The organism is Vibrio sp. K4 (assembly GCF_051122595.1).
Lineage (GTDB): Bacteria > Pseudomonadota > Gammaproteobacteria > Enterobacterales > Vibrionaceae > Vibrio > Vibrio owensii.
Genome location: NZ_CP178578.1, coordinates 2,057,874 through 2,073,202, shown reverse-complemented (window position 1 = coordinate 2,073,202; position 15,329 = coordinate 2,057,874). Strand labels below are relative to the sequence as shown.

15 protein-coding genes are annotated in these 15,329 nt (G+C 43.9%); 9 read left to right on the top strand and 6 right to left on the bottom strand.

The window, feature by feature from the left end; genetic code table 11:
* Nucleotides 1–4 precede the first annotated feature (4 nt).
* Nucleotides 5–313, bottom strand: a complete 309-nt coding sequence (locus ACLIIY_RS26805) for a cysteine-rich CWC family protein (RefSeq protein WP_434528883.1) — start codon at nt 311–313, stop codon at nt 5–7.
* A gap of 159 nt (nt 314–472) precedes the next feature.
* Here ACLIIY_RS26805 and ACLIIY_RS26800 point away from each other — a divergent pair, with 159 nt between their 5' ends.
* From ACLIIY_RS26800 to ACLIIY_RS26790, 3 genes are read left to right on the top strand one after another with little or no spacing between them, the layout of a single operon-like run.
* Nucleotides 473–1,153: a DUF3313 domain-containing protein gene (locus tag ACLIIY_RS26800; protein ID WP_434528882.1), complete on the top strand. Its 681-nt coding sequence runs from the start codon at nt 473–475 to the stop codon at nt 1,151–1,153.
* An 18-nt stretch (nt 1,154–1,171) separates the two neighbouring features.
* Complete coding sequence (locus ACLIIY_RS26795) at nt 1,172–1,387, top strand: DUF3820 family protein (protein ID WP_005433583.1); 216 nt, start codon at nt 1,172–1,174, stop codon at nt 1,385–1,387.
* 41 nt (nt 1,388–1,428) lie between these two features.
* Nucleotides 1,429–1,671, top strand: coding sequence for a hypothetical protein (locus ACLIIY_RS26790; protein ID WP_020195304.1), 243 nt, complete (start codon nt 1,429–1,431; stop codon nt 1,669–1,671).
* A gap of 162 nt (nt 1,672–1,833) precedes the next feature.
* Here the strand turns inward: ACLIIY_RS26790 and ACLIIY_RS26785 are convergent, their stop codons facing one another.
* Together ACLIIY_RS26785 and ACLIIY_RS26780 are read right to left on the bottom strand one after the other, a co-directional pair.
* The gene (locus ACLIIY_RS26785; RefSeq protein ID WP_264408361.1) at nt 1,834–2,172 is read right to left on the bottom strand and encodes a cytosolic protein; all 339 of its coding nucleotides are present in this window, start codon (nt 2,170–2,172) and stop codon (nt 1,834–1,836) included.
* Nucleotides 2,173–2,680: 508 nt separating this feature from the next.
* Complete coding sequence (locus tag ACLIIY_RS26780) at nt 2,681–2,929, bottom strand: hypothetical protein (protein WP_005442576.1); 249 nt, start codon at nt 2,927–2,929, stop codon at nt 2,681–2,683.
* Between the two features lie 172 nt (nt 2,930–3,101).
* On the opposite strand from ACLIIY_RS26780, the gene pcp reads away from it, so the two are divergent.
* From pcp to ACLIIY_RS26755, 5 genes are all read left to right on the top strand, one after another.
* Nucleotides 3,102–3,740: a pyroglutamyl-peptidase I gene (gene pcp / locus ACLIIY_RS26775; RefSeq protein WP_434528881.1), complete on the top strand. Its 639-nt coding sequence runs from the start codon at nt 3,102–3,104 to the stop codon at nt 3,738–3,740.
* 176 nt (nt 3,741–3,916) lie between these two features.
* Nucleotides 3,917–4,180 (top strand): hypothetical protein, encoded by a 264-nt coding sequence (locus tag ACLIIY_RS26770; RefSeq protein WP_434528880.1) that lies wholly within the window; start codon nt 3,917–3,919, stop codon nt 4,178–4,180.
* Nucleotides 4,181–4,244: 64 nt separating this feature from the next.
* Nucleotides 4,245–5,231 carry a CobW family GTP-binding protein gene (locus ACLIIY_RS26765; RefSeq protein WP_009704689.1) on the top strand — a complete coding sequence of 329 codons (987 nt, stop codon included), beginning with the start codon at nt 4,245–4,247 and terminating at the stop codon, nt 5,229–5,231.
* Between the two features lie 165 nt (nt 5,232–5,396).
* The gene (locus tag ACLIIY_RS26760; RefSeq protein WP_041053383.1) at nt 5,397–7,016 is read left to right on the top strand and encodes a sensor domain-containing diguanylate cyclase; all 1,620 of its coding nucleotides are present in this window, start codon (nt 5,397–5,399) and stop codon (nt 7,014–7,016) included.
* A gap of 164 nt (nt 7,017–7,180) precedes the next feature.
* Nucleotides 7,181–8,473, top strand: coding sequence for a DEAD/DEAH box helicase (locus tag ACLIIY_RS26755; RefSeq protein ID WP_009704686.1), 1,293 nt, complete (start codon nt 7,181–7,183; stop codon nt 8,471–8,473).
* A 59-nt stretch (nt 8,474–8,532) separates the two neighbouring features.
* Here the strand turns inward: ACLIIY_RS26755 and ACLIIY_RS26750 are convergent, their stop codons facing one another.
* From ACLIIY_RS26750 to ACLIIY_RS26740, 3 genes are all read right to left on the bottom strand, one after another.
* Nucleotides 8,533–11,505 (bottom strand): DUF6701 domain-containing protein, encoded by a 2,973-nt coding sequence (locus ACLIIY_RS26750; protein WP_434528879.1) that lies wholly within the window; start codon nt 11,503–11,505, stop codon nt 8,533–8,535.
* 327 nt (nt 11,506–11,832) lie between these two features.
* On the bottom strand, nt 11,833–12,672 hold the full coding sequence (locus tag ACLIIY_RS26745) for an arginase (RefSeq protein WP_434528878.1): 840 nt from the start codon (nt 12,670–12,672) through the stop codon (nt 11,833–11,835).
* A 6-nt stretch (nt 12,673–12,678) separates the two neighbouring features.
* Complete coding sequence (locus ACLIIY_RS26740) at nt 12,679–13,413, bottom strand: IclR family transcriptional regulator (RefSeq protein WP_005442559.1); 735 nt, start codon at nt 13,411–13,413, stop codon at nt 12,679–12,681.
* 448 nt (nt 13,414–13,861) lie between these two features.
* Between ACLIIY_RS26740 and ACLIIY_RS26735 the strand changes: the two genes are divergently transcribed.
* Nucleotides 13,862–15,328, top strand: coding sequence for an EAL domain-containing protein (locus ACLIIY_RS26735; RefSeq protein WP_334421758.1), 1,467 nt, complete (start codon nt 13,862–13,864; stop codon nt 15,326–15,328).
* Nucleotide 15,329 lies beyond the last annotated feature (1 nt).

Below are 15,329 nucleotides of genomic sequence, written 5' to 3'. Positions count from 1 at the left end.
TAGGTTAGGCGACTGGCTTTTTCTCCAAACATTTACGACACAAACAAAGCTGTCCCGCTTCTGGCTTTGGTAAATCTCTGGTCTCAATATCAAAGCACCAGCACGTCTCTTTCCCCGCAGCAATATCGCAGTGCGCATTCGTGCCACACTCAGGGCAAGAGTGGGTTGAGTCATTTCCACCCAATTGCTCGATGATCGCGTCTCGTTGAGCATCAGACTTATCTTTCCACAGCACGATTTCTTCCATGGTTCGGTGGCAGCCAGAACAGATTCCGCCGTTATTTTTACAGGCTGCGCGGCAAGGTGACTTCATTACTTTTCTCGTTATGCTTTCCAGTAAGCGGCGTACTTTAACATGAAATTGTGCAGCGGGAAGCTCAATACTTGATTCAACAAAATATCCATTAGGTGAATAAATACTGGTCAAATTTATATGGAATGATAAACTGTATATCCAATTTTAGGAGGCGTCATGTTTAAACCGTATTTTAAGTGCATCACCTTGTCTGTTTTTATCGTTCTTTTGGCTGGTTGTGCCAGAGGTCCTCAAGTCGATGAGACGAAATTTACGTCGTATGAGGATTTTCGACCAGGTCCTGAAGGCAGAGTCGATTTAGTGTGGGCAAGAGATGACATTAAAGATGCGCAAACATTAAAAGGCGTTCTTGATAAATACGATAGCGTACTAGTGGATCGTGTTTTTGTGGTGGTGAAAGATGCTGAGTTGGATGATGAGAGCATTAAGGAATTGTCTGACTACATGGTGATGAGGTTCAAAGAGAAGATCTCGACCAATAAACGCATTGTGGATGAGCCAAGTGACTCAACACTTCGTTTGAGTATCGCGATCAGTAATGTGGAAACGCCCAATCCGATCTTAGCGGTAACAAGCTCTGTACTGCCTTTTGGTATTGGTGTTTCTACAATATCCAAGCTAACAACGGGCGAGCACACCAATGTGGGAGAGGCGACCATTGAACTGCTGGTAAGCGACTCCAAAACGGCGGAACCAATCTTTGCGGTGATAGACCGACATGTTGGCGATAAAGATTTGGATAACATTGTTGACGGGTTAAGTGGAGCGAAAGACGCAATCGACTGGTGGGTTAATCGATTATTTGTTACTTTCGACAACCAAGTTACCCAAATCTAAGTCGTTAGACAAAACGCCATGTTAGAAAAAGAAAATTTAATCAAACTCGCTCGAATGCAAATGCCGTTTGGCAAATACGCAGGGCGAGTACTGATTGATCTTCCAGAAGAGTACCTACTCTGGTTTGATAAAAAAGGCTTTCCTGAAGGGGAGCTAGGTGAATTGCTAAAGCTCTGCCTCGCACTTAAAATTGAAGGCTTAGATAGTGTTGTTAAGCCTTTAAAGCGCATGTAATCTGCCACAGAAACTCCCTTTTTTTGATTTAAAGAATTACCATGAATTTTGATATTAATGCACTGAAACACCACCAACTGGTCGAAGATGGTCAACTAGAAGGATGCTACCTTCATCAACCTGCAAAGGGCAGTCAGCAAGATGACAAAGCGGTTTTGGCAGAACGCCAAGCGTTGGAAAAGATGGGGTACAAGGTGATACAGGTTCAAGCTAAAGGCGGGACCACAACGTTTGCCGAAGCGATGCAGGAGTTTGCAAAGAAGACTGGCCACCAGCCTCAGTAATAAGCGGATTCAACCGATTCAACTGCCTTCAACTTTTCTCGCAATACCCTCAGTTTCATACAAAAGAGTCAGGCTATTAGGCTGACTCTTTTTTATCCTATCCATTGCAAGTAATGCTGCTCGCCAGTTAACCGCAGCATTGCCTTACTCGTGGAATAATTTTCAGTTCATTCGGGTAATAAACGTCTGCTCATCATCCACAAAAGCGACAAATCCGCCGTGATAGATAAACACTCGCCCGCGCCCCTCGACTAAACATGCTAGCTGTGGGTTTAAATCTTCTTCGTTATTTTGGCTTTCAAATGTGCCGGTATCCGTGATTACACCGTCGAGTGCAGGCAAATATCCATAAGTACGTTTGGCTTGATCAATCAGGCTCAATTGACTGTCGATAGAGAAGCAAGAGGGGATCGCACCAGCGTCTTCGATGAATATAGGTTTCAGTTCTTCAAAAGCTGTAATCACCAGCCAGTCGATGCCGTTAACATGATGGATAAACATAGAGTTGCTCGATAATTTTGATGCGGGGATTCTATCATTATCAGTTGCAGAGCGTCGGAGAAATTTGGTTGTTAAAGGCGATAATTCTGCGCCATTTACTGACATTTAGCCAGCCAACTGGAAATACGCTTGCGTCCGACAGTAAGTTGCAACAACAAGTAGGTGGATGCTCTAAAAAAGCCCCGTTTAGTCCAAGGCTGTCAAGCGGGCTAAACGGGGCAAACAGAGCAACTAGGATAACTGCTCTGCGATGGTGTCCGGAAACGAAAATTAGTATCGCTTCCGAGATAAATTCTAGGAGTTTCTAGTGTGGTTTTGTCAGCAAAATGTCACGACTCGATACCATGCTGACAAGCTTATTTTTTATTTTTGAACAATAGCTTATAAAGCAGGCGAGCTTTGTAGGAATGCGCTTAATACACTTACAAATGGCATAAAAAAACTCGCTATTTAAGCGAGCTTTATAACTAAAAATGTCAACCCAATCAGGACGGGTCAGAAACGCGAATTAATGTTTGCGTTGTGGGCCGTTACGAACGATGTCTTTACCGTTGTCGTAAACGTGCTGAGAAACCCAGCGACCCATGATGAGTTGGTGTTGGTCACCTAATACAGCGACAAAAGGGCGGCCATCGGTGTTGGTTGTAGCCAATGCGACACCTGTTACGCCTTCAAGACCCAGTGCGCCACTTTCAATTAGGTGTAGGAAAGCTTCTAGCTCTTCCAATGTTTCGATTACGTGATTATCAATGTTCATCGTCTTCAATCTCTTCGAATTGTCGATATTCAATGGTCGCGTACTCTACCTAAGTTGTTTGCAGAAACCAAGGAAGGATTTGCATACAATAATGCTTGGCGTTATCACGCTAAATTGTTGTAAATTCGAATTCCAATCATAAGTCGAACGATAATTACAAAGAGTCACATTGATGAAGAAAGTGTTAATCACCGGTTTTGAACCATTTGGTGGCGAGTCAGTTAACCCTGCATTAGAAGCGGTAAAACGATTAGAAGGCAAGAAGCTCAACGGTGGTGAAGTGGTGATTTGCCAAGTGCCAGTAACCCGTTATGAATCCATTGACACCGTGGTTAAGGCTATCGAGCAATACCAACCAGACATTGTCATCACAGTAGGGCAGGCCGCGGGACGAGCTGCGATTACACCAGAACGTGTGGCAATCAATTTAGACGACTTCCGTATTCCTGATAATGGCGGTCATCAACCAATCGATGAGCCAGTGGTTCAAGATGGTCCAGACGCTTACTTTACAACGCTGCCCATTAAGGCGATGACAAACGCTTTACAGAAAGCGAGTATTCCATGCCACGTATCAAATACGGCAGGGACGTTTGTGTGCAATCACCTGTTTTATGGTATCCAGCATTACTTGCGTGATAAATCAGTACGTCATGGTTTTGTGCATATTCCTCTTTTGCCAGAACAAGATGCTTCAGGCAACCAGCCAACCATGTCGTTAGATGTCATTGTCGAAGGGTTAGCGCTCTTGGCTCAAGTTGCGATTGATAACGAATCTGACATCGCAGTCACCGCAGGCCAAATTTGTTGATACACAAGCCAAATTTAAATCCTTAGATGAACACCGAGCACCATCAAGCTCGGTGTTTTTGTATCTGTTAAGTCGCTCAAATTTTGTGTGTTATGAAAGGAGTAGCATCGAGCTGTAAAGTGAAAAGTTACATGTATTCACTTCGAACTCTCGTTCAATAAAAAAGGCGAACTATCATGAAAAGCAATAGAAGTAAGATCATTGCCCTTTCCTCTGCGGTTGTTTTCGCTTTGGCTATTGCCGCTCTAAAATTCGAAAACACCCTCGGACTACTACCGATCCTCGTTGCGATTGTCGCATTCTTTACTTGCGTGACTCATACCAGCATGCACCTCTCTGGTGTTAAAAATGCGGATGCGTTTGGTTATTACCAACAATCACAACAAACCAAAGCGAAAGCACTGCATAAAGGCTTAGACCCTCGCGATAAAAAGCGTTGAAGCATGTCACATTCTCCGTATACTTTGGCAAAGCATTTAAAGCACAAGCTTGTCGGAGAAAAGCATGTCACATCGAGTACCTACCAACATACTGACGGGGTTTCTGGGCGTCGGTAAAACCACAACTATTCTGAACTTACTGAAAAACAAACCAGAAAACGAAAACTGGGCTGTATTAGTGAATGAGTTTGGTGAGATAGGTATCGATGGCGCGATGATGACCGACCAAGGAGCGATGATTAAAGAAGTTCCGGGTGGTTGCATGTGTTGTACTGCGGGCGTTCCTATGTCTGTCGGTATCACTGCTTTGCTACGTCAAAATCCAGATCGTCTTCTTATCGAGCCAACGGGGTTGGGGCATCCAAAGCAAGTGGTTGCGACATTAACGTCTGAGCAATATCTGCCTTATGTTGATCTTAAAGCAACGATCGCGCTGGTGGATCCACGTAACCTAAGTGACGAAAAATACCTTTCAAACAAGAACTTTGTTGATCAATTAGACAGCGCCGATGTGGTTATCGGTAGCAAGGTTGACCTGTGTACCAGCCATGACATTGATGTGTTCAACGATTGGGTAACCGATCAAACGCCTTCTAAAGTGTTCAGCAAACTGATTCATGACGGTGACCTACCAATTGAAGTGTTGGATATTGAACGCGTGCATGGCAGTGCATCTTCCCACATTGAAGCTCATCATCACGACCATGCGCATCAAGAGCCACAATTCCAATTACCTCCTGGTGAAGCCTTTATCCGTAAAGAGAACAAAGGGCAGGGTTACTTTAGCTGTGGTTGGTTGTTCGGGGCAGAATACACTTTCAACTTCGATCAACTGTTCTCAATGCTGTCTGACCTTACGGCAGAGCGTATCAAAGCCGTAATGAATACTGACCAAGGCTGCTACGCATTCAATGTTGCGAATGGCATCGTATCTGTAAATCAGATGAGTCTAGAAGGGTTTGAATCTCGCATCGAAGTGATTGACTCACAATTGATGCCTTGGGATCAGTTGGAAGCGATCCTACTTAAACTTTGTGGCATTGCTGAATAAACACGAATGAATTTCAAACAAGGCCCGAGCAGATGCTTGGGTCTTTTTCTATAAATTTTCATTGTTGAGACGATAGAAAACTATCATCGTGTCAAATCTATATATATGTGATTTGTATCACTATAATCGCCGGCTTTTCTCATACAACAAGAAACCGGAGACCACTTGAATCCTGCCTTTACTTTCTCTGAATTGAAGTTCTTTTGTTTGCGTTTTGTCGCGATTTTCTTTCTGCTTGTCACCGTATTTGGTGCCATTATCCATTACGACAAGTCCGCGTCAGAAGAAGCAGAGAAGAGCAATATCCGTGTTCAACAAAAAGCGCTTCTAGAGGGCAAGAAACAATACATTGAGTGGGTGATGGGCTCTGTTGTTAGAGAAACCGCTTTGCTCTCCGACATTATGGAAGCAAGGCAAGTGTACAACATGGTTGAGTTGCTTCCTGAAGCTAAAAGGGATGCCGAACTGGCGCGGTTAAGCACAATCTTGGAGGCCGTTAGTCAAAGAAAAGAAGTGTATGACCAACTTCGTTACTTGGACTTGGAAGGCAATGAAGTGGTTCGTATCAACTTTAATGACGGACATTCTCAGGTTGTACCCGAAGAGCAGCTACAAAATAAACGTCATCGCTATTACTTCAATAAAGCATTGCAGCTAGGTTGTCGAAAAATCTACGTATCGCCTTTAGATCTGAACGTCGAGCATGGTCAGATTGAAGTACCGCTGAAGCCTATGATTCGTCTGGCCACACCTGTTTTTGACGAGGAGGGGAAAAAGCGCGGGATCGTTATGGTTAACTATCTTGCGAAGTACCTTATGGAAGGTATGGCACTGTTTAATCTGGATATGGGCACCAACTACATGCTGCTCAATAAAGACGGTTATTTCTTGTTTAACAAAGAACATCGCGATACTGAATTTGCGTTTATGTACGATCATCGAAGTGATGAGACGATCTACAATCGATTTCCAGATTTGGCGGAACAAATTCGTAATACGCTATCAGGGCAGATAGAGACTGATAAAGGTATCATGACAATTGAGTCTGTTGGCGCCGTAGACCGCATAAATCCATACTGCTTTCAGGATTATCACGTCAGCGAGAACAGCTCGACGGCATGGAAGTTGGTTTCTTACGTCGATTTCAGTGAAAGGAAAGAAATCGCCAGTTCGCAATACGAGCGAAAATGGCTAATGCAAGTTGGCGTGGTTATGAGCATTATTCTGGCTTACTTTATTGCGCGTTTTCAGCTTCGTGCATTCGTAGACAACCAACGCATTCATCATTTGGCTCATCATGACAGTCTAACGGGGCTTTTAAACCGAGCAGCGTTTCAAACTGGTGCGACAGAAACCATATCGCAGAGTGTCAAAACCGGGAAGAAGGTTTGTTTGGTCTATCTTGATCTTGATGGGTTCAAGTTCATCAATGATGAATATGGGCATGCCGCAGGGGATAAAACCTTAGAACATGTCGCATCTGTCATGAATCGTATATTTGGAAGCAAAGCGTTACTAGCACGCTTGGGTGGTGATGAGTTCGCTATCTTGTTGAGCTCTCAAGAGCATATGCAAAACCCAGAGCACTATGCGGCGTCTTTGATTCAATTGATTCAAGATCCAATTGAAGTGTTACCTGACATCTTCCATCAAGTGACAACCTCGATTGGCGGCTGTTACACAAAAGGGCAAGACTGCACCTTAGAAGAGTTAATGCATCAAGCAGACATGGCAATGTACGAGGCGAAGAAGGCAGGTAAAAACCGTTATTTCTTCATTCAATAAGAGAAAACAGAGCTAAAAATATAAGGTGTTGAATCGGGAGAGACATAATTCCCCGAGTTTTTACGCGAACACACGAGAAAAGTGAGATAAATCACTTGAATTCGGGTATAGTGCACGGCTAAATTTTCAAAGCTATCTAGTGGTTTGTTTAAGGAATACGCTCAATGTCATTTTCATCTCAAGGTTTTGCGCCAGAAGTGGTTAAAGCACTGGCAGAATGCGGTTATGAGAAGTTAACGCCAATCCAACAGAAGGCGATTCCAATGGCTCGTCGAGGTCATGATATTTTCGCTACTGCACAAACAGGTACGGGTAAAACCGCGGCCTTCTCTTTGCCAATGATTCAACGTTTGTTGGACAGTGGTCGTAATGCTTCTCGCAAGACAGCGCGTGCACTTATCATGGCTCCGACTCGTGAATTAGCAGAGCAAATCGCAGATAACATCAAAGCATACACCAAGTACACGAACCTTTCAGTTGCGGCGATCTTTGGTGGTCGTAAAATGTCTTCTCAGATTTCGGCTCTTGAGAACGGTGTAGATATTCTGGTTGCAACACCAGGGCGTCTAGAAGAGCACATTGAGCAAGGGAACGTTTCAGTAGCAAACATCGAGTTTCTTGTATTTGATGAAGCTGACCGAATCTTGGATATGGGCTTTATTAATGCCGTTCGTAAAATCATGCTAGACGTGGATACCGATCCTCAGATCATGATGTTCTCTGCGACAACCTCTACCCAATTGAATGTACTAGCAAGAGATATTCTACGTAAGCCAAAGCGTATCGAAGTCGAGCGTGCAAACACAACAGCACAAACCGTTGCTCACGTACTGTACCCAGTTGATCAAGAACGTAAAACAGAGCTGCTTTCTGAGCTTATTGGTCGTAAAAACTGGAAACAGGTATTGGTGTTTGTGAACTACAAAGAAACCGCAAACGACGTAGTAAAAGAATTGAAACTCGATGGCATTAAAGCGGTCGTGTGTCACGGTGACCGTGCGCAAAGTGCTCGCCGTCGTGCTCTTGAAGAGTTCAAAACAGGCAAAGTACGCGTGATGGTTGCAACAGACGTCGCAGCGCGTGGCTTGGATATAGAAGACCTACCACACGTAGTGAACTACGACATGCCATTCCTTGCAGAAGACTATGTTCACCGTATTGGTCGTACGGGCCGTGCTGGTAAACAAGGTCATGCCGTTTCTTTTGTTAACCGTGAAGAAGAACTAACGGTAGTGCAGGTTGAAAACCTAATTCAACAACACATCCGTCGTATTGAGCTAGCGGGCTATGAGCCAAAGCAGCGTGAATCTTACATCGAGAAGCTAAACTCTAAACCAGCATTCAAGAACCGCCAAGGCCGCCGTAACAACCCGAACCAATCGGCAACAGACCAAGGTTCTGCAGAGCGCCGCCTAGCCATGGTTAAACGCTTGAAAGCGCGTCGTTCAACTAAGTAACGAACAAAATATAAAAACGCCCCTCACGAGAGGGGCGTTTTTGTTTGTGTTGGTAAGCTTTAGTTCATCCCAATGAAGTTGGGCTCTCCACGATAAATAATGCGGTCATTCCCACGATGAATTCCGAACGTGACTACCGTCGGTGGGTTATCTTCGTCCGCGTCGCTTTTGTCCCAGTTGTACTTGAGCCAAGGTAAGTTATTGCCTGCACTGCTCAAGTCTAAATGGAAGCGAACTTGCTCTCGTGCTGAATCTACTTGGCTGGCTACGATATCGTAGGTTCTGCCAGCCAGCATGGTGCCTTCACCAGATAGCTTAGTGTTGTCTGGAGCAGAGTTAGACCAAATTGGCGTGCGCGTATGATGCTGCCCATTGGCCGTAGTTGCGCTGTCCTCAAAGTGGGTCACGAAGCGACCGTCTTGCCATACTTCTACGTCCAGCGGAACCTTGATTGTCATACCTTGGTTGCCACCAACGTCTTTAAAGTTGAGTCTGCCAAAACGGATATCTGGCTGCTGTTTTAAGATATGTAAATCGTCAAAGAAATCTATCTCATCAACCTCTTCAACAAACGCTAAACCAATTTTGCTTTTGGTTGAGTTCGAGTCTTTGTTGAATGGGCCATCAGGGTATTTTCCGTCAGTTTCATCTTTTTCCCAGCAAGGGCTATTGTCGCAATTCGGATTACCTGCTGCTTTTTCGATAGTGAAACTGCCAACGCTAGCGTCTCCGACCAAGTTCCATTCGACTGAGTTAGCAGCTGGTGGAATAAAGCGATCAACGTAGTTACTCAGTTCACCTAAATGAAAATGTTCACGAAGGCTGGCATTGAAATGCACGTAGTTCTGAATATCTTCTTTTTTGGCATTAAGAGCGACGACATCATAACTTACGCGCTCAAATGGCTGATTCATATAAATGAAGTCTTGCTTTGTTGGGTATGTCCATTTGGCTTCACGCGCCTTGAAGTACTTAGCGTAAAAGCGGCCAACATTTCGATAGCCTGTGTTGACTGTCATATCTAAATATTGACTGTCTAATTTCGCTTTAATCTTCAAGCTACCAACTTCTTCCCAGTACAAGTCGGAGAAGATGTATTGAGAGTTCTCGCTTTCGGTATGACTACGAGTGAGTGATAAAGTACTTTCCAATAACTTCTTCGTCTGACTTGCGGTTTCGGTGGGTGTTTTTTGCTTACTGCTTAAAACGATACTGGCTGCTGGGGCATCTTCCAACATGAAGTTATGGGTGACGTCAGCACTGCAGTAGTTTTCTGTATTTACTTCTTTAGTTAATGAGCCTCCACTTTGCCAGACGATCGGTTTCACTGTGAGAGAGAAATGTTCGCCAGCAGCAATAAAGCCCGGTCCACTTTCGGAAGTGCCGGAGGCCAGTGCTGTTGAACCATCACAGATGGCTAGCGTCCAAGGTCGTGACTTCACATCAAATGTTCCTTCAACCTTTACCGAACCTTCATCTGGACACTCCTGAAACCCCGTACATTCGAACGTATCGGAGAGCCTGACGGAGAACAAACCTGATTCATTGGTAATTAAACCATGGCTAGAGAGGCCGTCTTTGAACTCGGCAGAGTAACTGAAGTTTCCTTCACTGCCGCCTACAGGTTTGATGAGAGGATGGGTGACTTTTGGCGTACCATCGTAATTTGTCGCAATAACCTGTTCACCCGTTGCAGCACAAGCCAATAAACGTGTGTTCACGGTTTTTGATTTACCAGCAATAACATGGATTTCATCAAGTGAACTCAGATCTTCTGCATAAGCTTCGAACATGTATGGCGTAAACATAAACTGCACCGTCTGCGCCTTGCTCATGTCATCGACCATTGTAAAACTGAGGGTGTAATTTGAATCGAGCGAGATAGCGTCGATATCGTTAGGTATGACTTTGACGACTAACGTACCGTCATCTTTTGAGATGAAGTTGGAATCATCAATTTTCTGTTTTCCTTCAACCATCTCAAGCGTGAATAGGTCAGGATCGGAAATGGAAGCTAGCACCTGAGCACTGGTGACTTCGCCATTGTTGGTTGTGGTTACAGTAAACAATGGCAACTCATCACCACACATCAACGCCATGTCTTCTGTTGGTGTGACGACAAGATCGAAATCGTCTTCTGATGGCCTTTCAATTGTACAAATAGGAATAACATCGGGCACGGGGCATGCTCTCGAAGGCGTAACGTAAGAACAATTGGGTTCTGATATGCCGCAATAACGATCAACGTTTCGAATGCTCTCTTCGTGGGCGTTTATCGTGCCGCAGATAGTACCATTTTGAATACTGGTCGCATGGAATGAACTGATGGCTTCTTTTTTCGCAAATATTGAGCTTGAACCTAAATCAAATAGTCCACTTTCACCTTGAGAATGAATTGTTCCGTAAACATCAGCTCCAGATAGTTCAATAGTACTGTGTGAGTTAATGTTGCCAACGATAAAGTTTGAACTCGCATTGATTGAGATTTCATGCCCTATGGATTCGACATCACCACAGACGTTTGTGTTGTTTAGTGTGACAGTACTGCTACCTGATACTTTACCGTTTATCACGTTATAGTCACCAACAGTAGTTACCATGCCCCCAACAGAATCGACCATTCCGTCAATGAGAGTGTTTTCCAGAACAACCGAATATTGCGAGTCGACACTTCCGTAGATCAGTGAATACTCGGCGTTATCCCCAAGGTTATTTTGAGAATTAACACCTACAGATAAAGATCGTAGATTGATTTTTTTTTCTGGGCTGCCAATTGTGTTGTTACCTAATAGAGTAATGCTGCTGAAGGACTTCAATATCGAATGAGAAGCGCCGGGTAATGACGACACGATGCTTGAACCATGAGGTAACAATATACTGGTGGGGCAGTAAAGTGTTCGGCCTGTTTTAGTAAATGAGCTTTGATAGCAAATCTCATTTAAGCTTGTGATGTCAGCCAGGTCGTAAACTTTTGCCTGACCATAAACTGGGAAGAGTAATGTTGTACCTAAAAGGCTAATAAAGCGCATCATCAAGTATCCTAAATCTAGTGGAACTTAATGGCACCAAGCGAGAGTGAGTAAAGTACTCACAGAAAAGGCATAAGCGTTCTTATTTTGATTTTATGTGTCGCTTACTTATTGAACTGCAGTGTTTTTTTTATTCGTATGTCATACCAAGTTCATATGTCAGGTATTAAAGCTTGAATGTGATCTTAGTTCAAGTCTTGAGGCTGAAGTGTGTCGCACTTTTGAGGGAATAAATTGTTAGAAAATAATAAGAAAAGGTGATTTAGAGGTGATAGCTAAAGGTTAGAGATAAAGCCAAATCGGACGATGGCTCTATCTCTATAAAACTGACTAAGCGGCGTGGTCAATCAATGGTGCCATTTGGTACAACTCTTCAAGAATCGCTTTGGTTTGCTTCGAGTAAATAAGACGATCTCGATCACCGACTAACTGAATCGCTTTTATCTTTCCTGAAACCAAACACAGCCGAATGGTACGAAGTACCATCTGAATATCCAACGCAGGCGTGCCGTCCAAATTGTTTTTCGTTAATAGTGACGCCAAATCAATCGACATTACGATTTGATCGCAATGATCAAGATAGTTGCCCACATGCTGCTTAAGATGATTGCGGTAACGGAAAGTAAACTCGCGGTCTGTTACCCAATCACAACCTTGGTCTTCGGCGTATTCCCATGCTTCTTGCTTGGTTTCTTGTTCGCTCACACCAGCGAAAAATAGACGGACGTTTTGGTAACGAGACAAGGCAAAGTGAAAGGCTGAGCCAATTCGCGGCTCCAGTGTCGCATTGAGGTTTATTTTATGGCCAATATTGATGATACCTATCTCATCGTTATCACAAACAATGACCGGTAACATCGACAGAATAGCTTCTGTGCAATTTGATAGAACGACCGGAATAGAATGGCGTGACAAAGATAAGCTCAGGGCTTCTTGAAAGTCACCACTATCGATTTGGTGATGAGAAAAATGGCCAAGGTTAGCGGCAGAGACCTGATCATGTTGTTGGTAAAGCCAATCACTGGCATTTTCTAAACTTTGGTCAGCTAATTCAAACGTTCCATGGCTCATCGGGGCTAAGTGTTCACATACCGTCATAAAAGAAAAAGGGTAGTGATGGATAGGTTTACTAGCTCGATGAAGTTTGTAACGTTTGAAAAAGCTCAACATGGTGAATTACCTTTCTGGCGGCAACGCCCTCGCTGCCTGCAACACATGCAAAATGATACGCTGCTTATCCTTTTCGACTCGGTGGGCCGGAGCCATCACAGAGACTGCACCAATCAACTTACTTCCTTTCATGACTGGTGCGCTGATACCAGATACACCAGGATCAATTTCTGATGTACTAACAGCGTATCCGTTCTTACGGATGGTGCTGAGCTCTTGTTCCCACTCGCTGAGACGATGATCTTGCCCAAAATGACGCAAGATTTTCTCGCAACGGCTTTGAGGCATGAAAGCCAGCATCACCTTAGATGAGGCGCCACGAAGCAATGGTTGACTTTGACCCTGGACGTAGCTGCATCGAAGCGCCTGCATACTCTCTTTTTGTCTGACACAAAGCGCACGATAACCAGATGGCACCATATAAGCCGCCATCTCACCCGTTTGTTGAACCAAACGAGCAAGGATGGTTTCCACCATATCTAAACCGTGCTGAGCGGTTTCATAGCTGTGCATTAACAGCAGGGCGGCAGGACCAACTACAAATGTTTTGTCGTGTACGCTTTCTTCAATCAGGTTCCACTCTTTAAGTAGCTTCAAGTGTCTATAAAGACTGCTTAAAGGCACATTCAGTTGTTCACTGAGCGTTTTCGCAGAGACTGGGAACTGACTAACTGCGACTTGCATTAGCAATTGCAGCGCCTTTTCGTTTACCTGATTAGCGTTGGCTTTGTTTGTCGTCATGAGCGTGTTGTAACGTGATAATGGGTAGGCAACAACTATAATTCTTGTTAGCTGAGAAAAGGAAAATAATTAGAAATGGATATTCTCACACAGTGAGAAAATAGCCTATTAATGTTTTCTTTGCCTGAGTTGGGTGCCAACGGGAATCTGACTGACAAGGTATCCATGTCTCTATGAACGACTTGGGAAGAAGGGAGATAGGCAAATTTTGTGTGAATTTCTCTTCACTCATCTCTATGAAAGCAAGAATGTTGATACACTCTGCCTCTGAAATGAGCTATGTATCAATAACTCATTGTTATGTTTGCACCTTTGTAGCTTGTTAACCATACTCAATCTGTAGCGCTGATTAGTGCCTCTGCTTACTCTGGAGTGTTTTAAGTGGTTGATGAGTAAGTGTTAATGGCTTTCTTCTTCCTTGTTCTTAAAGATAAGAGATAACTTCTAGATGATAAATAAAGAGCTTTTTAAAAAAGCCATCATATACTTGCTCCCGTTGCCTCTTATCGTCGCGGAGGTGTTCTATTTAGCGCATCAAAGCGTCCAGCGAAATCTAGACCATATTCTTGATAAAAACCTCCAAGTTGCGGATGAAATTCTGTTTCAAATAGAGACAGAGAATCGGACCGCTCTGATTAATCCGGAACGTTGTGAAGCGATACAACAAAATTTGATGTTTGAAAGGCACATCGACGAGACTCTGATTGTAAAAGATGGTCAGATTATTTGTTCCTCGAAGTTGGGAGCAATGGAGCGTCCGATGGACAACTATGTTCAGTTATATCGCAAAGGAGAGCTCACTTTAGGCCATATCACAGGCTACCCTGACCAAGTCTTATTTCTGATCACACCAAAAGAGGATGCTCCGGAATACCAAGCCGTTACTATCGTTGATAGAGATTACTTTGGCGCGACTATTGGCTATCGTAGTGATGTACGTTTAAAGCGTTCGGCCATGTTTGTTGGTAAGGATTCTGCACCTAAAGATGCTTCTATGAAGGGCGAAAATGCCGTGTCGCTCGGCTCCTCAAAGCTGTTTGATTATAAGGCATTAGTGGAAGCCAGTGACTTTTACGTTGAGCAAAAACGCTTTTCTTATATCGTTTCTGCCATTCCTATTTTGCTCGCGTTTTACCTTTTGATCTTCATAATTAATCGCTTTATCGATCCTCAGCGAAGTCTTGTCTCCGAACTAAAAAAAGCACTCAAGAAGCGTGAGCTCGTGTTGTATTACCAACCTCAAGTGGATACCAGTACGGGAGAAACGTTTGGTTATGAAGCCTTGATTCGCTGGCCGCATAAACTGCGAGGCTTCATCTCTCCTGATGAATTTGTACCTGCGGCAGAAGAGAGCGGCTTAGTTGAATTGCTTACCGACTTTGTCTTGGATAGAGCTTGTGAGGACTTCTCAAAAGAAAAGTTTGATCACCCGATTCATCTTGGTGTGAATGTCCCTCCGGGCTATTTCACGGGTTCTCATATAATAAGAAAAATTGAAACGATTCATCGCAAGTTGAAAGCGTATAACGTTGACCTCAGCATTGAGATTACCGAAAGGCAATTGATTGATGGCAACGCACGCAACCATATTACAGCGTTAAGGTTACATGGTATTCAGGTGCTCATTGATGACTTTGGTACAGGGCAGACTGCACTGGCGGTGCTTCAACACATGAAGGTCGATTACCTGAAAATAGATAAATGCTTCATAGACACAATTGGCATTGAGAGCGTGAATTCTACGGTATTAAATGCGATTGTGCGTCTAGCAGGGGATTTGCGAGTCGATTTGATTGCCGAAGGTGTAGAAACCCAAGAGCAGGCAGCACATTTAAAAATGCTCGGCGTGAAACTGCATCAAGGGTATTTATACGCCAAACCACTCCCATACGCGGAAGTGGTGGGCAGTAAATAGG